21 protein-coding genes, 1 other RNA gene and 1 pseudogene are annotated in these 19518 nt (G+C 68.7%); 16 read left to right on the top strand and 7 right to left on the bottom strand.

Going from position 1 to position 19518, the window contains the following annotated elements; genetic code table 11:
* Positions 1–75: 75 nt before the first annotated feature.
* The 4 genes from eno (at position 76) to JHY01_RS15745 (ending at position 3612) form a co-directional block, all read left to right on the top strand.
* The gene (gene eno, locus JHY01_RS15760; protein WP_205326613.1) at positions 76–1356 is read left to right on the top strand and encodes a phosphopyruvate hydratase; all 1281 of its coding nucleotides are present in this window, start codon (positions 76–78) and stop codon (positions 1354–1356) included.
* A 207-nt stretch (positions 1357–1563) separates the two neighbouring features.
* Positions 1564–2088 (top strand): septum formation initiator family protein, encoded by a 525-nt coding sequence (locus JHY01_RS26755; RefSeq protein ID WP_205326612.1) that lies wholly within the window; start codon positions 1564–1566, stop codon positions 2086–2088.
* Positions 2089–2143: 55 nt separating this feature from the next.
* Positions 2144–2695 (top strand): DUF501 domain-containing protein, encoded by a 552-nt coding sequence (locus JHY01_RS15750; protein WP_205326611.1) that lies wholly within the window; start codon positions 2144–2146, stop codon positions 2693–2695.
* Entirely contained in the window at positions 2692–3612 is a 921-nt protein-coding gene (locus JHY01_RS15745; RefSeq protein WP_205326610.1) for a Ppx/GppA phosphatase family protein, read from the top strand. Before JHY01_RS15750 ends, JHY01_RS15745 begins: the two co-directional genes overlap by 4 nt.
* A 143-nt stretch (positions 3613–3755) precedes the next feature.
* Here JHY01_RS15745 and JHY01_RS15740 read toward each other — a convergent pair whose 3' ends face one another.
* Positions 3756–4424, bottom strand: coding sequence for a hypothetical protein (locus JHY01_RS15740; protein WP_205326609.1), 669 nt, complete (start codon positions 4422–4424; stop codon positions 3756–3758).
* Between the two features lie 119 nt (positions 4425–4543).
* Here JHY01_RS15740 and JHY01_RS15735 point away from each other — a divergent pair, with 119 nt between their 5' ends.
* Positions 4544–5236 carry a TetR/AcrR family transcriptional regulator gene (locus JHY01_RS15735; RefSeq protein WP_205326608.1) on the top strand — a complete coding sequence of 231 codons (693 nt, stop codon included), beginning with the start codon at positions 4544–4546 and terminating at the stop codon, positions 5234–5236.
* Positions 5237–5279: 43 nt separating this feature from the next.
* Here the strand turns inward: JHY01_RS15735 and JHY01_RS15730 are convergent, their stop codons facing one another.
* A complete protein-coding gene (locus JHY01_RS15730) occupies positions 5280–6089 on the bottom strand; it encodes a PP2C family serine/threonine-protein phosphatase (RefSeq protein WP_205326607.1) in 810 nt (269 codons plus the stop codon).
* A gap of 247 nt (positions 6090–6336) precedes the next feature.
* On the opposite strand from JHY01_RS15730, the gene JHY01_RS15725 reads away from it, so the two are divergent.
* The 8 genes from JHY01_RS15725 to ssrA all read left to right on the top strand — a co-directional run bounded on the left by JHY01_RS15725 (position 6337) and on the right by ssrA (position 13861).
* Positions 6337–7701 (top strand): protein kinase, encoded by a 1365-nt coding sequence (locus JHY01_RS15725; RefSeq protein ID WP_205326606.1) that lies wholly within the window; start codon positions 6337–6339, stop codon positions 7699–7701.
* Between the two features lie 252 nt (positions 7702–7953).
* On the top strand, positions 7954–8457 hold the full coding sequence (locus JHY01_RS15720; RefSeq protein WP_030155315.1) for a PadR family transcriptional regulator: 504 nt from the start codon (positions 7954–7956) through the stop codon (positions 8455–8457).
* A gap of 119 nt (positions 8458–8576) precedes the next feature.
* Positions 8577–9692 (top strand): peptide chain release factor 2, encoded by a 1116-nt coding sequence (prfB, locus tag JHY01_RS15715; RefSeq protein ID WP_205326605.1) that lies wholly within the window; start codon positions 8577–8579, stop codon positions 9690–9692.
* Positions 9693–9914: 222 nt separating this feature from the next.
* Positions 9915–10595, top strand: coding sequence for a cell division ATP-binding protein FtsE (ftsE, locus tag JHY01_RS15710; RefSeq protein ID WP_205326604.1), 681 nt, complete (start codon positions 9915–9917; stop codon positions 10593–10595).
* 22 nt (positions 10596–10617) lie between these two features.
* Complete coding sequence (gene ftsX / locus JHY01_RS15705) at positions 10618–11493, top strand: permease-like cell division protein FtsX (protein WP_205326603.1); 876 nt, start codon at positions 10618–10620, stop codon at positions 11491–11493.
* 103 nt (positions 11494–11596) lie between these two features.
* Positions 11597–12826 carry a M23 family metallopeptidase gene (locus JHY01_RS15700; protein WP_205326602.1) on the top strand — a complete coding sequence of 410 codons (1230 nt, stop codon included), beginning with the start codon at positions 11597–11599 and terminating at the stop codon, positions 12824–12826.
* 45 nt (positions 12827–12871) lie between these two features.
* Positions 12872–13381, top strand: a complete 510-nt coding sequence (gene smpB / locus JHY01_RS15695) for an SsrA-binding protein SmpB (protein ID WP_205326601.1) — start codon at positions 12872–12874, stop codon at positions 13379–13381.
* Between the two features lie 106 nt (positions 13382–13487).
* Positions 13488–13861: a transfer-messenger RNA gene (gene ssrA / locus JHY01_RS15690) on the top strand.
* A 166-nt stretch (positions 13862–14027) separates the two neighbouring features.
* Here the strand turns inward: ssrA and JHY01_RS15685 are convergent.
* Both JHY01_RS15685 and JHY01_RS28150 read right to left on the bottom strand, forming a co-directional pair.
* Positions 14028–14303, bottom strand: coding sequence for a helix-turn-helix transcriptional regulator (locus JHY01_RS15685; RefSeq protein WP_205326600.1), 276 nt, complete (start codon positions 14301–14303; stop codon positions 14028–14030).
* Positions 14287–14463: pseudogene (locus tag JHY01_RS28150) on the bottom strand (ATPase); the annotation flags it as partial. The pseudogene JHY01_RS28150 and the gene JHY01_RS15685, both read right to left, overlap by 17 nt.
* A gap of 79 nt (positions 14464–14542) precedes the next feature.
* On the opposite strand from JHY01_RS28150, the gene JHY01_RS15680 reads away from it, so the two are divergent.
* The gene (locus JHY01_RS15680; RefSeq protein ID WP_205326599.1) at positions 14543–15082 is read left to right on the top strand and encodes a DUF2269 family protein; all 540 of its coding nucleotides are present in this window, start codon (positions 14543–14545) and stop codon (positions 15080–15082) included.
* A gap of 44 nt (positions 15083–15126) precedes the next feature.
* Here the strand turns inward: JHY01_RS15680 and JHY01_RS15675 are convergent, their stop codons facing one another.
* Together JHY01_RS15675 and mca are read right to left on the bottom strand one after the other, a co-directional pair.
* Complete coding sequence (locus JHY01_RS15675; RefSeq protein WP_205326598.1) at positions 15127–15711, bottom strand: YqgE/AlgH family protein; 585 nt, start codon at positions 15709–15711, stop codon at positions 15127–15129.
* A 276-nt stretch (positions 15712–15987) separates the two neighbouring features.
* Positions 15988–16839 carry a mycothiol conjugate amidase Mca gene (gene mca / locus JHY01_RS15670; protein ID WP_205326643.1) on the bottom strand — a complete coding sequence of 284 codons (852 nt, stop codon included), beginning with the start codon at positions 16837–16839 and terminating at the stop codon, positions 15988–15990.
* Between the two features lie 213 nt (positions 16840–17052).
* On the opposite strand from mca, the gene JHY01_RS15665 reads away from it, so the two are divergent.
* Together JHY01_RS15665 and greA are read left to right on the top strand one after the other, a co-directional pair.
* Positions 17053–17496 (top strand): DUF4307 domain-containing protein, encoded by a 444-nt coding sequence (locus tag JHY01_RS15665; RefSeq protein ID WP_205326597.1) that lies wholly within the window; start codon positions 17053–17055, stop codon positions 17494–17496.
* A gap of 138 nt (positions 17497–17634) precedes the next feature.
* On the top strand, positions 17635–18129 hold the full coding sequence (gene greA / locus JHY01_RS15660) for a transcription elongation factor GreA (RefSeq protein WP_205326596.1): 495 nt from the start codon (positions 17635–17637) through the stop codon (positions 18127–18129).
* Between the two features lie 66 nt (positions 18130–18195).
* Here greA and JHY01_RS15655 read toward each other — a convergent pair whose 3' ends face one another.
* Complete coding sequence (locus JHY01_RS15655; RefSeq protein WP_205326595.1) at positions 18196–19470, bottom strand: ABC transporter ATP-binding protein; 1275 nt, start codon at positions 19468–19470, stop codon at positions 18196–18198.
* Positions 19471–19518: the final 48 nt, after the last annotated feature.

The raw sequence follows: 19518 nt of genomic DNA, 5'->3' as shown, positions 1-19518 counted from the left end.
CGGGTCGGCCGAAATCCTTCGGACACGGCCCCGTAATCGGGTCGATCGTCAGATTCGGCTATCTCAGGAGTGACAGTGGCTGCAATTGAAGACATCCGGGCAAGGGAGATCCTCGACTCCCGCGGCAATCCCACCGTCGAAGTGGAGATCCTGCTCGACGACGACACGCTGCAGCGGGCGGCCGTCCCGTCCGGTGCCTCGACCGGCGCCTTCGAAGCCATCGAGCTTCGCGACGGCGACAAGACGCGCTACCTCGGCAAGGGCGTCGAGAAGGCCGTCGACAACGTCAACGGCCCGATCCGCGAGGCCCTGATCGACATCGAGGCTTCCGAGCAGCGCCTGGTCGACCAGGCCCTCCTCGACGCCGACGGCACCCCCGACAAGTCCAACCTCGGCGCGAACGCGATCCTCGGCGCCTCCCTGGCCGCGGCCAAGGCCGCCGCCGACTCCGCCGAGCTGCCGCTCTACCGCTACCTGGGCGGCCCGAACGCGCACCTGCTCCCGGTGCCGATGATGAACATCCTCAACGGCGGCTCCCACGCGGACTCCAACGTCGACGTGCAGGAGTTCATGATCGCACCGATCGGCGCTCCCACCTTCAAGGAGGCCCTGCGCTGGGGCGCGGAGACCTACCACGCGCTCAAGTCGGTCCTCAAGGAGCGCGGGCTCTCCACCGGCCTCGGCGACGAGGGCGGCTTCGCCCCCAACCTCGACTCGAACCGCGCCGCGCTCGACCTGATCGCGGTCGCCGTCGAGAAGGCCGGCTACAAGCTCGGCACCGACATCGCCTTCGCGATGGACGTGGCCGCCACCGAGTTCTACACCGACGGCGCCTACCTCTTCGAGGGCCAGAAGAAGTCCGGCGAGGAGATGAGCGCCTATTACGAGGAGCTCATCGGCGCCTACCCGTTCGTGTCCATCGAGGACCCGCTCTCCGAGGACGACTGGGCCGGCTGGACCACGCTCACCGCCAAGGTCGGCGACCGCCTGCAGATCGTCGGCGACGACCTGTTCGTGACCAACCCCGAGCGCATCCGCCGCGGCATCGACGAGAAGGCCGCGAACGGCCTCCTCGTCAAGGTGAACCAGATCGGCACGCTCACCGAGACCACCGACGCCGTCGAGATGGCCCACCGCGCGGGCTTCGGCTGCATGATGAGCCACCGCTCCGGGGAGACCGAGGACACCACGATCGCCGACCTGGCCGTCGCGATGTCCTGCGGCCAGATCAAGACCGGCGCCCCGGCCCGCTCGGACCGCGTCGCCAAGTACAACCAGCTGCTTCGCATCGAGGAAGACCTCGGCGACGCCGCCCGCTACGCGGGTGCTTCGGCATTCCCGAAGTTCGGCAAGTAGCCGAGACCGGGCCGTTCTCGGCGCACACCGGATGCACTTCCGGCGCCGGGAAAGGCCCCCGGCTGCAACGGTAGACTCGCGAAGCTGAAGGCAGGCTGAAGCGACCTGAAGGGAAGCTGCAATCCGGCCGAGCGAAACGCGACTCCGAAGGCCCCCGCGCACCGGCACGGGGGCCTTCGGTCTCGCCCGATCGACTAGGCTGGGCCCGTGAACGCGAGCCGCCGACCCAGCCACCCGGGAGGACGATCCACCGGTCCCGGCCGCACCCGTGCCGCCCGCCGCCCCGTCCCCGGGTCGGGCCGCGCCGAGGTCAAACGGGTCCGGTACCGCCCCGCCCGCAAGGTCTCCCGCCGCGCCGCGATCCTCGCCCTCGTCCTCTCCGCGCTCGCCCTCGCCTACGCCTACCCGCTGCGCACCTACGTCGAGCAGCGCATCGAGATCAACCGCCTCGAAGCCGAGCAGTCGGCCCAGTCCGAGCACATCGAGGAGCTCGAAGCCGAACGCGTCAAATGGGACGACCCCGAGTACGTCAAGGCCCAGATCCGCTCCAGCCTCCTGCTCGTGCCCCCCGGCGAGGACCTCGTCATCGTCATCGACGAGGACGACCCGAAGCACACCGGTGGCGCGGACGACGAAGCGGCCGAGGACCGGGCCTGGTACGACGAGCTGGCCGATACCTTTGCAGACGCCGACCGGCTCGAACCAGACGAAACAGAGGAATCAGCAGAGTGAAGGCTGTGCAACCGCGACACGCGGCACTGGAATCGGCGCTGCAGGGCGGGACGCCGTGAAGCCCAACGACTGGCCCCAGCAGCCGGAACCGGTCACCGATGCCGACGCGGCGGCCGTCCGCAAGCAGCTCGGCCGACCGATCCGCGGCGCGCACGCCGTCGCCTGGCGCTGCCCGTGCGGTCAGCCCGCGGTGATCGAGACCGAACCGCGCCTGCCCGACGGCACGCCGTTCCCGACCACCTACTACCTCACCTGCCCGAAAGCCGCCTCGGCCATCGGCAGGCTCGAGGGCGGCGGGGTCATGAAGGACATGAACGAGCGCCTGGGCACCGACCCGGAACTCGCCGCGCAGCACCGCCGCGCCCACGAGGACTACCTCGCGCGCCGCGCCCGGCTGGGCGACGTCCCCGAGATCGAGGGCGTCTCCGCGGGCGGCCTGCCCGACCGCGTCAAGTGCCTGCACGCCCTCGTCGGCCACTCGCTCGCCGCCGGACCCGGCGTCAGCCCCATGGGCGACGAGGCGATCGAGATGCTCCCCGAATGGTGGCGGCGCAGCAGCTGCGCCGCCGGAACGCAGGACCCCGAACCTCAGGAGGGCGAGGCATGACCCGCCGCGTGGCCGGCATCGACTGCGGCACCAACTCGATCCGCCTCCTCATCGCCGACATCGACGCTGCAGGGCGACTGCACGACGTGGTGCGCCGCATGGAGGTCGTGCGCCTCGGCGAGGGCGTCGACCGGACCGGCCGCCTCTCCGACGCCGCGCTCGAACGCACCCGCGTCGCGCTCGCGGACTACACGGCCCAGATCCGCGAGCACGGGGTCGAGGCGGTGCGCATGGTCGCGACCTCCGCGAGCCGGGACGCCGCGAACGCGGCCGACTTCAAAGCCATGGTCGTGGCCGTGCTCGGGCAGGACCCCGAGGTCATCAGCGGCGATGAAGAGGCCCGCCTCTCCTTCACCGGCGCGGTCGCGACACTGCCCGTCTATGAAGGACAGCGGATGCTCATCGACATCGGCGGCGGCTCAACGGAGTTCGTTCGCGGCACCGGTTCCGAGGTCGCCGCGGCGATCTCCGTGAACGTCGGCTGCGTGCGGATGACCGAGCGGCACTTGCGATCCGACCCGCCGCACGCGGACGAGATCGCCGAGGCCGTCACCGACATCACGGGCATCGCCGACGGCGCGCTCGCGGTGGCCGACGCGGCCCGTGAGGCGACCGAGCTGGTAGCGGTGGCCGGGACGGCGACCACGATCGCGGCGATCGCCTTGGAGCTCAAGGCGTACGACCCGGAGGCGATCGACGGCACCCGGCTCACGTACGAGCAGGTCGCGCAGGTGACCGCCGACCTCGCGGCGGTGAACCACGACGAGCGCCTGGCGATCCCGGTGATGCACCCCGGCCGCGCCGATGTCATCGTCGGCGGCGCGCTCGTGCTGCGGACGATCATGGAGCGCAGCGGGATCGACTCGGTGCTCATCTCGGAGCACGACATCCTCGACGGCATCGCCCTGTCCGCGTAGGCGAAACGACGCAAGAAGACGACGGCGGCCCCGCACGCGCGGGACCGCCGTCGTCTTCTTGCGTCACGCTCGAGCACCGGGGCCCGGTCTCGGCGAAGTCCGCGAGCCCCGGATCGGCATGGCGTCGGACCTGAAGGCCGGCGTCAGGCTTCGACCGAGGTGCGAGTAGCGACCTTCCACATTTCCGCGGCGAGCCACAGGGCCGCGACCGTCACCAATGCGCCCCAGGCGATCCGCGCGCCGTGCGGCAGGAAGTACTGCGGGAGCATCGTCACCAGCAGGATCGCGAGCGGCACGCCGCTCCACTTGTTGAGGGTGCCCGACCGCCACACCGCCACGGCCGCCAGCACCGCCGCGACCGCGATGAGGGCCAGACCGATCACGAAGACCGTCAACGCGGTCGGGTCCATTCGGAAGGCTTCGCCGACCTCGGTCATCGTCGCGTCGCCGTCCTCGACGGCCCGCTGGCCGATCGCCTTGAGGCCGTACACCTCTGCGCCGTAGTAGGAGATCGTCAGGGCCGAGCCGATGTAGCCGATGGTCGCGGCCGTGAAGGCCGTCTTCTCGTTCCGGGTGCCTTCGAGGTGGCCGCGCAGCGCGCCGTAGCCGAGCGGGATGAGGATGAGGCCCGCGATCGCGGCGAGGTGCCCGAGGGCCCATCCGGCGCTGGTCCAGGACTCGGCCCCTTCGAGGGTGGTCTGGTCGGCGCGCGGGGCGGCGGCCTCGTAGACGACGAAGAGGACGCCGGCGAGTGCGAATGCCAAGGCGCCCATGCGAGCTCTGGGGTCCTGGCGGGTCTCGGGGACTGACATGTCTGCTCCTTGGGGGTTCACTGCTCATATTCGAGAGCAGTGCTCTCTGTTGAGAGCAATGATTGCACACTCGCTTCGACAATGCAAGAGCAGTGCTCTCGTTTCGGTACACTGTCCTGATGAACGCGCCGAAAACCGCCAGAGAACGGGCCCGCGCCGAGCTCACGGCCGAGATCCTCGCCGCCGCCCGGCGCCAGCTCGCCGAGAGCGGCTCCGCCCTGCTCTCCCTGCGCTCCGTCGCCCGCGAACTCGGGATGGCCTCCTCAGCCGTCTACCGATACTTCGCGAGTCGCGACGACCTGCTGACCGCGCTGATAGTGCAGGCCTACACCGAAATCGGCGAAGCCGCCGAGAACGCCGACCTTCCCGGCGCCGCACCGGAGGAGCGCTGGCTCGCGGTCTGGCGCGCGGTGCGCGAATGGTCCCTGGCCCACCGTCACGAGTACGCGCTCATCTTCGGCACGCCCGTGCCCGGGTACGTCGCCCCGCACATCACCGTCGAAGTCGCGGGCCGCATGCCGCTCACCCTCGCCCGGATCTGCGCCGACGCCAAGGGGGCCGGCAGCCTCAATCCGCCTTCAGGCCCGGTCTGCCCGCCCGAGGCCATCGAACCGGCGATGCTCCAGATGCTGGCCGGCGAGTCGTTCGAGCCCGACGAAGTCGCCCGCCTCATCCTCGCCTGGAACCGCCTCGTCGGCATCATCGGCTACGAACTGCACGGCCACCTTCAGAACGTCACCGCCGACGACGCCCTCTTCTTCGACCACACCGCCCGCAGCGAAGGCGCCGACCTCGGTCTGCCGTTTCGCTGATGCACCAGCGGCGCCGCGACACGGGGACGCGTGGAGGACCGCGTCAGTTGAGCAGGGCCAGCGCCACGACGATCGCGGCGATCACCAGCACCACGCCGATCGCGGCGACGGCCCACGGCCAGCGTCGGCGCTGCCGGTGTTCGGCCACGTCGCCGACGACGACGGTGACGTTGTCCGGCCCGCCGCCTTCGAGGGCGAGGCGCACGAGCTCGTCGGCCGCGGCCTGGGGGTCGGTGAAGTCGCGGAGGACGTTCTCGATGACGGCGTCGTCGACCACGTCGCTGAGGCCGTCGGAGCACAGCATGTACCGGTCGCCGATGAGCGCCGGGCGCGTCTCGAAGTGCGCCGGGGCGGGGTTGGCCTGGAGCACGCGGGTGACGACCGACTTGTAGGGGTGGTCCTGGGCTTCGGCGGGGGTGATCGCGCCTTCGTCGACGAGGTGCTGGACGTACGAGTCGTCGACGGTGACCTGCACGAAGTCCTCACCGCGCACCTGATACGCCCGTGAGTCTCCGATGTGGACGATGTCGACCGCGTTGTCGCCCAGCCAGAGTCCGGTGAGCGTCGTCGCCATGCCCTCGGACTCGGGGTTCTCGGCGACGGCCGCGCGGATGCGGTCGCGGGCGGCCTCGACGACCGCGCCCAGCTCCGCGGTGGCCTCGACGGGGGAGCGGCGGGCGAGCCGTGTCACCTCGGCGATGGTCACGCCGCTGGCGACCTCGCCGGCGGCCGCGCCGCCCACGCCGTCGGCGACGGCGAGGAGCCGCCGCGACGCGAGGTGGGAGTCCTCATTCAGGTCGCGGACTTTGCCCACGTCGGTCGCGGCGCCGTAGCGCCAACGCAATTCGGTCACAGGCGATCACCACTGATTCCGCACCGGGATTCGGCTGTCTGTTCAAAGCTTGGCCGTTCGAGGGACATGGGCGCAAGTGTAGTGTCCCGCCACTCACAGCATGCGACCGTTGATCCCGGTGCGCCCGCCCTCGCCCGCCCTGCGGTGTATCCCCCGTTCGTGCCACCCTGCTACTCCGCCGCTGAGCTGCGATGACACTGCATTTACAGTGGATTCAGCCCGCTTCGCCAGCCCCCTAGGAGCACCCATGCAGACGGTTCTGGCCGACCGGTACGTCCTGGAGCACGAGATCGCGCGGGGCGCGGTCGGCGTCGTGTGGCGGGGCCTCGACCAGGTCACCGGCGACCATGTGGCCGTGAAGGTGCTCCGTCCGGAACTGCGCGACGAGGACGAGATCTTCGAGAGCTTCCGGGCCGAGGCCGACATCCTGCGCACCATCGACCACCCGGGCGTGGTCGCGGTGAAGGACTTCATCGTCACCATCGAGGTCTGCGCGGTAATCCTCGAGTTCCTGCCGGGGCTCGACCTTCGCGAGCACCTGCGCGTCCACGGGCCGCTCCCGGCCGCCGAGGCCGCGCGCCGCTGCGCGAGCGCCGCCGAGACCCTCGCAGCGATCCACCGGGCCGGGTACCGCCACGGCGACGTGAAGCCCGGCAACCTCATGCTCGCCGGCGCCGACGGCCTCAAGTTCATCGACTTCGGGATCGCGCGCGCCGCCGCGTCCAGGACCGCGCCTTCGCACGGCACCCCGGAGTACATCGCCCCGGAGGTCGCCTCGGGTGACTCGGCGAGCCCCGGCGTCGACAACTACGCGCTCGGGCTCGTCCTCTATGAAGCGCTCACCGCGCACAGCGCCTACCGCGGCGGCTCCATCACCGAAGTCGTCGAGCGGCACCTGACGCGGATCCCCGTGAGGCCCGTCGCCGTCGACGCGGAGCTGTGGCGGATCGTCGAGACGCTCCTCGCGCTCGACCCGCGCGCCCGCGGCGACCTCGACGCGATCGCCGCCGAGCTGCGCCGCCTCGCCCCGCGCCTGTCGGACCAGGCGACCGCGCCGATCGACCCGGAGCTGCAGGAGCGGGACGCGACCGCCGACTTCAAGTACGACCCCGTGACGCCGCACGCGGCCGAGATCGAGCCTCCCGAGCTCGGCGCGATGCTCGCCGCCGGCGAAGGCGCGCCCGAGGGGGAGGACCGTGGAGGCGCGGTCTACGGCAACGACTCGGAGCGACTCGGCCGCGGCTGGGTCGTGGGCCTCACCGCCGCCGCATGCTTCGTCGTGATCGCCGCGGTCTGGGCCTTTCTGGTGGTTACCCGACCCGGTCTCCCGAATGAGGACGATATCGCCGATCCGTCCGAAAGCGCGAGTGAGTCCGCGCCCGTTGAGGGCGAATCCTCCGCCCAGCCAACGGCATCGGCCCCGGAACCGAGCGCCACGCCCGGCGAGGAGACCGCCACTCCTCAAGGGCCGGACGTCGAAAGCGAATCGCCTGACCAGATATCAGATGAAATGTCCGAATCGGAGAACGACGGCGATGATTCCACTGAGGGCGGTTCCGACGACGACTCGCCCGGATCGGATCTCATCGGATCCCCGATGCCTCGCAACTGAAAGCGATCACGACAGTCGATAATGATCCGTGATCGCCGGGCGACGCCGAGTCATCGCAACCCAAGTGGGCGATCGGGATCACATGATTGGAATTCTCGAAACAGGCGTTGCAATCCAACGAACGTCCCTGAGCGTTTCGCAAGGCTTGCAACGCAATCCGTGAACACATCCAATCAAGTATCGGTAACGGTCTATCGACACATTGGAGCTGTCCACTTGTCATGGGGGCATCCACATGGCATCCTGTCGGGCATGGCAGGAAAAGAACTCAACGCAACCTCAGCAGCATTGCTGGGCTTGCTGCACGAAGGACCGATGACCGGTGGACAACTCATGGCGGAGGCGACCCGTCGCCTCGGTCCGTACTGGACCATGACGCGTTCCCAGGTCTACCGCGAACTCCCCGCGCTCGCCGAAGGCGGACTCGTTCGAGTCGGGAAGCCGGGGCCCCGCGCCTCGGTGCCCTACACGATCAGCGCCAACGGCAAGCGGGCGTTCACCCGCTGGCTCAACGAGCCGGCCCGAATCGGCCAGCTGCGCGACCCCGTTGCGCTGCGCACGGCCTTCCTCGACTACCTCTCCAAGGACACCGCCGAGGAGATGTTCGCCGACGCGACCGAGCAGCACCAGGAGGCCTTGGCAGAGGCCCGCGCCGCTGCGAAGGACTACGCGGACGAGGACCCGAACGCGGCCATCGCGATGGAATTCGCGATCGGCTACCACCGTTCGGCGCTGAGCTGGCTGAAGAAGCGATAGCGGGAGCATCCGGGCACTGACCCGGGAGAACGACGATCAAGCACGGAACGGGACGCGGCCCCAGCGGGGCTCGCGTCCCGTTTCGTATGAGCCCGAATACAGGCGTAGTCTGATCTGTTGTGACCAGTGTCGATGTTTCCGCCGATCTCCGTGAACTGAAGGCGACGCTCAGCAGCGTCGAGGCCGTCCTCGACCTCCCCGCGCTCCGGCGCGAGCTGGCCGAACTCGAGGCCGCGGCTGCCGACCCCGGGCTGTGGGACGACACCACGCAGGCCCAGAAGATCACTTCACGCCTCTCCTACGTGCAGGCCGAGCTCAAGAAACTCGCTTCGCTGCACGAACGCATGGACGACGTCGCCATCATGTTCGAGCTGGCCGACGACGAGTCCGACCCGGGCGCGGCCGCCGAGGCCGCCGCCGAGCTCGACTCGATCCGCAAGGCGGTCGACGAGCTCGAGGTGCGCACCCTCCTCTCCGGGGAGTACGACGAGCGCGACTGCGTGCTCACCGTGCGCTCCGGTGCGGGCGGCGCCGACGCCTGCGACTTCGCCGAGCAGCTCATGCGCATGTACCTGCGGTGGTCCGAGGCCCACAACTTCGGCACGGAGGTCTACGACATCTCCTACGCCGAAGAGGCCGGGATCCGCTCCGCCACGTTCGCCGTGAACGGCCCGTACGCGTACGGGCACCTCTCGGTCGAGCAGGGGACGCACCGCGTGGTGCGCATCAGCAAATACGACAACCAGGGCCGCCGCCAGACCGGCTTCGCCGCCGTCGAGGTCGTGCCGGCCCTCGAGCAGACCGACGAGATCGAGGACATCCCCGAGGACGAGATCCGCGTGGACGTCTACCGCTCCTCCGGGCCCGGCGGCCAGGGCGTCAACACCACCGACTCGGCGGTGCGACTGACCCACCTGCCGACCGGCATCGTCGTCTCCTGCCAGAACGAGCGCTCGCAGCTGCAGAACAAGGCCACCGCGATGGGCGTCCTCAAGGCCAAGCTCCTCCAGCGCAAGCGCGACGAGGAGCGGGCGAAGGTCGACGAGCTGCGCGGCTCGGCCACGGCCTCCTGGGGCGACCAGATGCGCTCCTACGTCGAGCACCCGTACCAGATGGTCAAGGACCTGCGCACCGGCTTCGAGACGGCCGACGTCAAGGGCGTCTACGACGGCAACATCGACGGCTTCCTGGAGGCCGGCATCCGCTGGCGCAAGAGCGGGGAGAAGCACGAGTAGGGCCGCCGCCCCGGCGACCTCACGGGACCGTTCCGTGGCCGCTCCGTGACGCTCCGCCGAGCGTTCATAGGCCGCCTGACCATACGGGCTTCCTCCGTTCGGCTGAAATCGCGTCGTAACCCTTGCACAGCCGTGACATATGGGGCTGAAACTGCGAAATATGCCACGCTTGTACTGGAGCCGCCCGACCGGCTCCGTGCTTCGGCGGCTAGACTCCGCCTCGTGATTCAGCTTGAGGGTGTAACCAAGCACTACCCCCGGTCGAACCGCCCGTCGGTGGAGGACGTGAACGTCTTCATCGACAAGGGAGAGTTCGTCTTCTTCATCGGTCCGACCGGTGCGGGGAAGTCCACGATGATCAAGCTCCTGCTGCGCGAAGAAGTTCCGGACAAGGGCAAGATCACGGTCGGGGACACCGACGTGACGAGGCTCCGCCGGTGGAAGGTCCCCGCCTACCGGCGCAGTATCGGCTGCGTGTTCCAGGACTTCCGGCTGCTGCCGAACCGCACGGCCGCCGAGAACGTGGCGTTCGCGCTCGAGGTCATCGGCAAGCCGCGTTCGGTCGCCCGCCGGGTCGTCCCGGAAGTGCTCGAACTGGTCGGCCTCGGCGGCAAGGAGCACCGCTACCCGCACGAGCTGTCCGGCGGCGAGCAGCAGCGCGTCGCGGTAGCCCGCGCCTTCGTCAACCGGCCGCTGCTGCTGCTGGCCGACGAGCCCACCGGTAACCTCGACCCCGACACCTCGATCGAGATCATGCGGCTCCTCGACCGGATCAGCCGGACGGGCACCACCATCCTCATGGTCACGCACGACTCCAACATCGTGAACCAGATGCGCCGTCGCGTCATCGAGATCGAGAACGGCCAGATCGTCCGCGACCAGGCTCGCGGCGTCTACGGCTAAGCGGAAGGCAGATTCAGAGCACATGCGCGCGAAGTACGTGATGTCCGAGGTCTTCCTCGGACTGTGGCGCAACATCTCCATGACCATCGCCATGATCATCACCATGGCCGTCTCGCTGTCGATGCTCGGCGCGGGCCTGATGCTGTACAACCAGGTCGACGTGATCGAGGAGTTCTACCAGACCAACCTCGAAGTGGTCGTCTACCTCGAGCGCGACATCGATCAGGCGACGACCGACCAGATCCACCAGTCGCTCAAGGACAACGACCTCGTCGCCGAAGTCCAGTACGAGGACAAGGAGAAGGCGCTCGAGCGGTTCCAGGAGACCTTCAAGGAGTCCCCTGACCTGGTGAAGGCGGTTGAGGCCGATGTGCTGCCGTCCGCGTTCCGCGTGAAGATGAGGAACATCGACGACGCCCCCGAACTCATCAAGCAGTTCGAGGAGGTGCCGGGGGTCTACCAGGTCACCAACCAGCGCCAGATCCTGCAGCAGGTCTTCGACATCCTGGGCGGGGCCCAGAGGCTCACGCTGGTCATCGCCCTCGTGCAGGGTGTGGCCGCGCTCATGCTGGTGGCCAACACGATCCAGGTCGCCGCGTACTCGCGCCGCCGCGAGGTCGCGATCATGAAGCTGGTGGGCGCGCCGAACTGGTTCGTCCAGGCGCCGTTCGTCCTCGAGGCGGTCTTCGCCGCCGTGATCGGCTCGATCTTCGCCTTCGGCACGCTCGTCGCCGCGAAGTTCCTGGTCATCGACGGCCAGTTCTCGGACCTCTTCAAGCTCATGCCGCCGATCACGCTGCAGGCGATCCTCGTCCTGCTCCCGATCCTCGTCGGCGTCTCGGCGGTGATCAGCGCGATCACTGCGTGGATCACCTTGCGCTTCAACATCAAGGTCTGACCTCCTCGTCCACGGCGACGCCTGCGAGCCGTAGATGAGGACAGCGGGGCTTCTGTCCCGAATACCCTGAATGTCCGTCGCAGATGGACTACATTCTGGGCCTATGAGGCGAATCGGTTGGCTGCTCGCGGCCCTGCTCCTGGCAGGGACCGCGAGCAGTCCCGCTTTCGGGCTCTCCCAGTCCGACCTGGACAAGGTCCAGCGCGAGAAGGCCCAGATGGCCGCGCAGCTCGAAGACGCCTCCGACGAGGTGCGGGCCGCCGGCCTGGTGCTCGCCGAGACCGCGGCCCGACTGCCCGGCGCGGAGCACGCCGTCGACGTCGCCCACGGGCGGGTCGCGGCGGCCGAAGCCGAAGCGGCCCAAGCGCAGCGCGAGACCGACGCCGCCCGTGAGGCGCTTCAGGAGGCCGAGGTCGAATACGAGGCCGCACGTGAGGCCGTCGAAGCCGCCCGCGAGGCCCGCGCCTCCCTGTTCGCCGCCACGGCCCGCGGCTCCGAACTGCTCACCCTGGACGCCGTCCTCGCCTCCGGCGACCCCCAGAAGGCCGTCGACGGGCTCACCTACCTCGAGTTCATGATGGACGGCAAGAACCTCGCGGTCGAGGAGGTCACCCTCGCCCGCCGGGAGGCCGCCAACGCCGAGAACGCCGCGTCCCTCGCCCAGACCGAAGCCGAGGACGCCGAGGCGGCCGCCGCCGACGCGCTCGCGATCGCCGAGACCCGCTACACCGAGGCCCAGGCCGCCCAGCGCACCGTGGAGCAACTGGTCGGCCAGCACGAGGCGGCCCTGGCGGTCGCCGAGGACGCCCGCGAGGACGCCCAGTCCGAATACGACCGGCTCGAAGCCGAATCCGAGCGCCTCGCCGACCAGTTGCGCCGGGCCGACCGGGACGACGACTCCGGTGGCGGCTCGTCCTCCGGCGGTGGCGGCGGAGGCGGGTTCGTCGTGCCGGTCGACGGTTGGAAGTCCTCGGACTTCGGCTGGCGGCGCCACCCGATCTACGGCACCACCCGCCTGCACGGCGGCACCGACTTCGCCGCCGGCACCGGCGCCCGAATCCATGCCGCCGACTCCGGAAAGGTCGTCTACGCGGGCTGGAGCTCCGGGTACGGGCAGCTCACGTGCATCAGCCACGGCGGGGGCCTCTCCACCTGCTACGCGCACCAGTCCGAGATCTGGGTGGACTACGGCGAGCACGTCGACCGTGACGAGGGGATCGGCGCGGTCGGCAGCACCGGCGACAGCACCGGCCCGCACCTGCACTTCGAGGTCCGCGTGCACGGCGACCGCGTCAACCCTGTGGGGTACCTGCCGAGCTGTCTATGCCGGTAGCGAATTGCTTTCGACAGACACATGTTCGATCGTTAAGCTTGCTGGGTGTCCAAGAAGCAAACGCAGGAGAAGGTCAAGCACTCGGGTCCCGAGCGCTCGGTCGTGACCACCAACCGCAAGGCCCGGCACGACTACGAGATCCTGGACACGTACGAGGCCGGGATGGTCCTGTCCGGTACCGAGGTCAAGGCCCTGCGCCAGGGCAAGGGGAACATCGTCGACGCGTACGCCGAGATCTACAACGGCGAGGCCCGCGTCCACAACCTGCACATCCCCGAGTACGACTACGGGACGTGGACCAACCACCCGCCCCGGCGCATCCGCAAGCTCCTGCTGCACCGCGGCGAGATCGCCAAGCTGGCGCACAAGCTCGACGAGCCCGGCCTGACGCTGGTCCCGCTCTCGGTGTACTTCCTGAACGGCTACGCCAAAATGGAGCTCGGGCTGGCCCGGGGCCGCAAGAACTACGACAAGCGCCAGGCCATCGCCAAGCGCGAGTCCGACCGCGAGATCGAGAAGGCCATGGGCCGCGCCGCCAAGCGCGGCGGGAAGTGAGCCGGGGGAATATCGGTTCGACGCCCGTCGTTGGACTGGGTTAGAATTCCACAGCACGACCGAATACCGACAACTGAACAGGGTGAAACACTCACTCACCAATCTCGGGGCTGATCGGTTTCGACTCCGTATGTTGAGGTGAGGGAAGCGGGTCGAGGAAGCCAACGCCGTCTCGTAAACCAACGTTGGAAACCAATAAGTGCCAACGCAAAACGCACTGACTTCGCTCTCGCTGCCTAAGCGACTGTGAAGTTGCCGCTCCAGGGGCGCATCCGCTCTGGGTTCGCGGCATCATTTAAGGATGCTGGGCCGACGTCTTGATCGCTGGGACGGAAGGCCGAGATTCTCGGCGATTAGAGCCCGCCACACCGTCTCGTCCGCGTGATCGGTGGGGCTCGATAAAAGGCACAGCGGACTGCACCCGGAGAAGTCTCACAGATGCAGCGGAGGACCAGGGTTCGATTCCCTGCAGCTCCACACGCCCACATGGGCCCCGCGAGGGGCCCATGTGTTCGTCTGTGACCGCTTGTGCGTGCCTGTCCCGGCGCGTCCATGCCCAGGACGTCTCGGTAGAAGGCGACGGTCTGCTCGAACTGGGCCTTCGGGAGTTTCATGGCGATGTTCTGACCGCCGCGGAACCGCGTGTTCATGACGGGTCCTCCGGTGTTCGGTCCAGATGGTCTTGCAGGTTGTGCAGTCGCAGGTCCCAGTCCCGTGCCATGGCGGCGAGGAACTGCTGCGCCACCTGCATGGGCGCGGAGTGCAGCCGGTACCGCACGCGACGCCCTTCTCTCGGTTCCGGCGCCACCAGGCCCGTCTCGGCGAGCAGTGCCAGGTGCTTGGCGATCGCCTGCCGCGTGATCGGCAACCGGTCGGCGAGTTCGGTGACGGTGGCCGGACCACCGGAATCCGACGAGTTCATCGGGTTCGCTCGCCCACCCTTCGACGTTGCCTTCGAACGCCTCGCGACGCACGTGCTCGGGCAGTTGCGCGAATCCGGTCTCGACCACGCGCAGCAGCGTGCCCGCACTCGCCGGTTCGAGGGTGAACTCGACGTAGGTGCGCCGCGGGTCGTGCTCGGGCCATATCGCAACCAATCGGTTGCGTCAACTGCCTGAGGTTTCCCGATCGTGCTGGGCGATTTGTCCGTAAGATCACCATATGCACACTCTGTTGTCGGTTCTGCACGTTCTGTTGGCCGTCGTGTTCGTCGGTCCGGCCATGCTGATGCCGTGGGTGGGGGAGCGGGCGCTGCGCGAGCGGGACGGGGACCTGGTGCACCGCGCCGGACGCCGCTGCATGGCCTTCAACGCGCTGACGCTGGTGGCTGCGCTGTTCGGGGTGCTGACGATGACGACGAGCGAGCGGTACTCGTTCGTCGACCCTTGGGTCATCATCGCCTCGACGCTGTACGTGGTCGCGGTGGTCAACGGCGCGGCCGTGATCCCGGGTGTGCTCGCCCGCATCGGCAAGGAGCTCCAGGACGCGCATGGCACCATGGACGGCGAACTCCTGGAACAGCATCGCGGGCGGCTGTTGGCGCTCTCGGGGCTGAACCTCGTCTTCTACGGCGTGGTCGTGATCCTCATGGCCTGGCGGCCCGGTGCTTTATTTACGGCTCCGCAAGCGTTCGCCGTGACTGCGGCCCGGTGCTTGAGTCACGGCTCCGCAAGCGCCCTCGGCGAAGCCTGCGAGCCGTAGATTCGACTGACCGTGACTGCTCCTCGGCGCGTGACCTGCCAGGCTCAGTTCAGCGCGGGGTCGGCCGGGAAGTGCGCCACCGCCGAGAGCAGGCCGCCCTGACGTTTCCACACCATGCCCCACAGCTCTTCGGGGTTGGTCGAGAACGGGTCCGCCGGGAGGGCGTCGAAGACCATCCAGGCGCCCGCGTCGATCTCGTCCTCGAGCTGGCCCGGCGCCCAGCCGGCGTAGCCGGTGAAGACCCGCATCCCTTCCAGGAGCGGCGCGACCTCGCCGGGGTCCCGGGCCAGGTCGAGCGTGCCCAGACGCCCGAGCACCGGCCGGAACGCGTCGTTGAAGGGCGCGTCGGCCTTCCGCCAGCCCAGTCCGATCGCCGCGTCAGGCTGCACCGGGCCGCCCTCGAAGAGGACGGCGGGATGCCCCGCCAGCTCCGCCCACTGATCGAGGTAGTGGACGACCTTCCGCTCGGTGGCCCGATTGAGGACCACGCCCAGCACACCGTCGGACTCGTGCCCGACGCCGATGACGACCGTGCGGTCGAAGTTGGGGTCCTGCAGCGTGGGTGTGGCGACGAGGAGACTGCCGACGAACGACTTGGTGCGCGCCGGTGTTGTTTCGCGACTGACCATGGGTCCACCTCCGTTCTGCGCCGCCTCCGCGAATACGTCCCAGACTCGGGTTCGCCCGGTTCTCCCGGCACGGTAACCCGCGGGGGCGCGCTTGCAGCAAGGTTCCCGCACTTTCCGAGGAAATACACCGTGGTGTCGGGAGCCCGACAGTTGTTTCCTCACTGAGGGTGCGCGCGGCCCGGCGATTCGGCGACGAGGCCGTAACGGACGGTGCCGCAGTGGTCGGAAGTGGAAGCAACGGCCCCAGGAGTTCCCTGGGGCCGTTGTCAAGTGGAGTTACCGGAGTCCGGCGAAGAGGTCGTCCTCGGGAAGCCGCGATTCGATGCGCGACTCGACGAGTTCGTAATCCTCGGTGGGCCAGGCCTTCTGCTGGAGCTCGCGCGGCACGGCGAACCAGAACCCGTCCGGGTCGACCTGGGTCGCGTGGGCCTTCAAGGCCTCGTCGCGGATGTCGAAGTACTCGGCGCACTCGACCCGCGTCGTGATCCGCTCGCTCTTGTCGCGGGTCCAGTCGCCCGCGTCCATCCAGTCCTTGTAGGGCGATTCGAGCCCGGCCTGGATCATCGCGTAGTGCAGGGCCTCGATGCGCGCCTTGCCGAACGAGTGGTTGTAGTAGAGCTTGAGCGGCTGCCACGGCTCGCCCCGGTCCGGGTACCTGTCCGGATCGCCCGCGGCGGTGAAGGCCGCGACGGAGATCTCGTGGGTCTTGACGTGGTCCGGGTGCGGGTAGCCGCCCTCTTCGTCGTAGGTGGTGACCACGTGCGGCTTGAACGAGCGCATGATCTCCACGAGCGGCGCGGCGGCCTCCTCGGTGGGCACCAGGTAGAAGGCGTCCTCGGGCAGGTCGACCCCGGAGTTGGGGAGCCAGCCCTCGGGGAGGCCCGAGTCGATGAAGCCCAGCCAGTGCTGCTGGACGCCCAGGATCTCGCGGGCGCGGGCCATCTCCTCGTTGCGGATGCGCGGCAGGTTCTCCTGCACCTCGGGGCGGTCCATCTTCGGATTGAGCACGTCGCCGCGTTCGCCGCCCGTGCACGTCACCACGAGGACCTCGATGCCCTCGCGCACGTAGCGGGCCATCATGCCTGCGCCCTTGCTCGACTCGTCGTCGGGATGCGCGTGCACGCACATGAGGCGCAGCTTGCTCTGGTTCGTCACGTCGGTCAACCTCACTGGCGGGTGCTTCTAGTGGTAAGGCTCGGCGCACTGGAACCGACGCGCGCACTGCGGTAGTTGTCGGCTCTGGCATTCTGTGCAACGATACTCGATAATCATTACTTCCCGGTTCGGCAGAGAACCGCGGCTCCAGCGGTGGAACCGCTGATCGCGAAGGAAAGCGACGCAATGACTGAGATGCAGACCACGGATGGGCGCGTGCCGCGAACGGCGACCGTGACCTTTCCCGATGGTCGCTACGGTCGCCGCCGCGAACCGAAGCGCCGCCGCCCGGCGGTGACCGCGGCCCTCACGATCGGCGTCGTGCTGGCGGGGCTCGTCGCCGCCTGGCGCCTCTCGGAACTGTACGGCCAGAACGAGGTCTCCGAGCGGCTGCTCGGGTTCGACGACTCCGTCCCCGGCCAGGTCACCGTCGAGTTCGAGGTCTACAAGCCGGCCGGTGAAGGCGCCACCTGCGCCGTCAGGTCCCGCGACCTCGCCGGCGCCGAGATCGGGTACGCCGAAGTCGAGATCCCGGCGGACGATGCCACCCATGTGGTGACGTCGTACCCCCTCGCAGTGGAGGGCGTGCCCAACACCGGCGAAGTCCTGAGGTGTTGGCAGACGGACTGACTATTGACTTTCGGCCCGTCGCACCGCGTTTCGGTCGGCGGGCCTTTCGCTATCCGGGGTAGACCCGGGTCGCGAGGACTTACACCCAGAGGCAGGACCTCGCAGTACGGATCGCACTATTCGGAGGATATGGATCACATGGCTACCGACGCTAACCAGGGCACTTGGCTCACCCAAGAGGCCTACGACCGTCTCAAGAGCGAACTGGACGAGCTCATCGCGAACCGTCCCGCCATGGCCGCCGAGATCAACGCCCGCCGGGAAGAAGGCGACCTCAAGGAGAACGGCGGCTACCACGCGGCCCGCGACGAGCAGGGCAAGCAGGAAGGCCGCATCCGCCAGCTCGAAGACCTGCTGCGCAACGCGAAGGTGGGCGAGGCGAAGGAGAGCGACGAGATCCAGATCGGGACCGTCGTGACCATCGCCTTCGACGGCGACCCCGACGACACCGAGAAGTTCCTCCTCGGCTCGCGCGAGATCGCGGCCACCACCGACCTCACGGTCTACAGCCCCGACTCCGCGCTCGGCGCGGCCATCCTCGGCCACAAGGTCGGCGACACCGTCGCCTACAAGACCCCGAGGGACACCCAGATCTCCGTGAAGATCATCGACGCCGAGAAGTTCCTGGGTTAAAGGCCGACCGCCGACCGATCGACGACGCCGCGGGCCCCGAATCGGGGCCCGCGGCGTGCTGTTCGCCTACGCCCGCGCGGACCAGCCGACGTCGATCCGCTTGCCGTACTTGTCGAAGTAGTGCAGCGCGTCCATGTGCACCGCCACCGTGATCGGCTGCCCGGCCGAGACCGGGATGTGCGGGGGGAGCCGGAAGACCAGGTCGGCGGGCTTGCGGATCGGTCCCGTGTCGGCCTCGTGCTGCTCGACCTGGGCCTGACCGAACCCGGAGAACAGCCCGCCGAGACGGCGGCGCGGCTTCGAGCCGCCCCGCGTCAGGTCCGGCTTGTCGCCGATACCGTCGGGCACCACCGCCGTGGCGCCGATGTCGAGGAACACGAGCGTCTCATGGCCGTGGTGCTCGTAGAAGCGCACACGGCCCGCGATCGACTGGCCCGGGTGCCCGTCCGCGACCGGCGCGAGCGCCTCCGCCCGCATTCCGACCACGATGTTCTCCCCGTGGTAGCGGGCCACGGCCCGGCCGCGCAGGTCGTGCCACGGGAGCCGCAGCTCCTGATCGCCGAAGTCAAGGGCCACATAGCGGTCGAGGTACACGTTGACGCGCGCCTCGAGGAGGTTCATGCGGGGCGTGCCCAGGAAGGCGGCCACGTACATCGTCGCCGGGCGCTCGTACACCTCGTCCGGGGTGCCCACGTCCTGCAGGATCCCCTTGCGCATCACCGCGACCCGGTCGGCCATCGTCAGCGCCTCGGTCTGGTCGTGCGTCACGTAGAGCGTCGTCGCGTCGTGGCGGCGCACCAGCGAGGAGATCTCGGTGCGCAGTTCGGCGCGCAGGCCCACGTCGAGGTTCGACAGCGGCTCGTCCATGAGGAACAGTTTGGGGCGCCGCACGAGCGCGCGGCCCATGGCGACGCGCTGCTGCTGGCCGCCGGAGAGTTGGTTCGGCTTGCGGTCCTTGAGGTCCGAGATGCCGAGGGCGCTGGCCATGTCGCCGACCGCGTCGGGCACGGACTGGGCGCCGTTCTGCTTGCCGAGCTTGAGCGGGAAGCCGATGTTGTCCGCGACGGACATGTGCGGGTAGAGCGCGAAGGTCTGGAAGATCATGGCCGCGTTGCGGTCTCGCGGCGGCAGGTCGTTCGCGTACTCGCCGTCGAGGAGGATCTCGCCGTCGGAGGGGGTTTCGAGGCCGGCCACCATGCGGAGCACGGTGGACTTGCCGCAGCCGGACGGGCCGAGCAGGACGAGGAATTCGCCGTGGTTGACTTCCATGCTCAAGGAGTCCACGGCCAGGGTATCGCCGGGGAACACCTTCGAGACGTTCTTCAGCGTGACAGCAGTCACCGTTGACTCCAGGGGGTTCTAAGGGGATGGATTGCTCAGTGGTGTGCC

The organism is Glycomyces sp. YM15 (assembly GCF_016918015.1).
Taxonomy (GTDB): Bacteria; Actinomycetota; Actinomycetes; order Mycobacteriales; family Micromonosporaceae; genus Glycomyces.
This window is presented reverse-complemented; position numbering and strand designations above follow the sequence as displayed.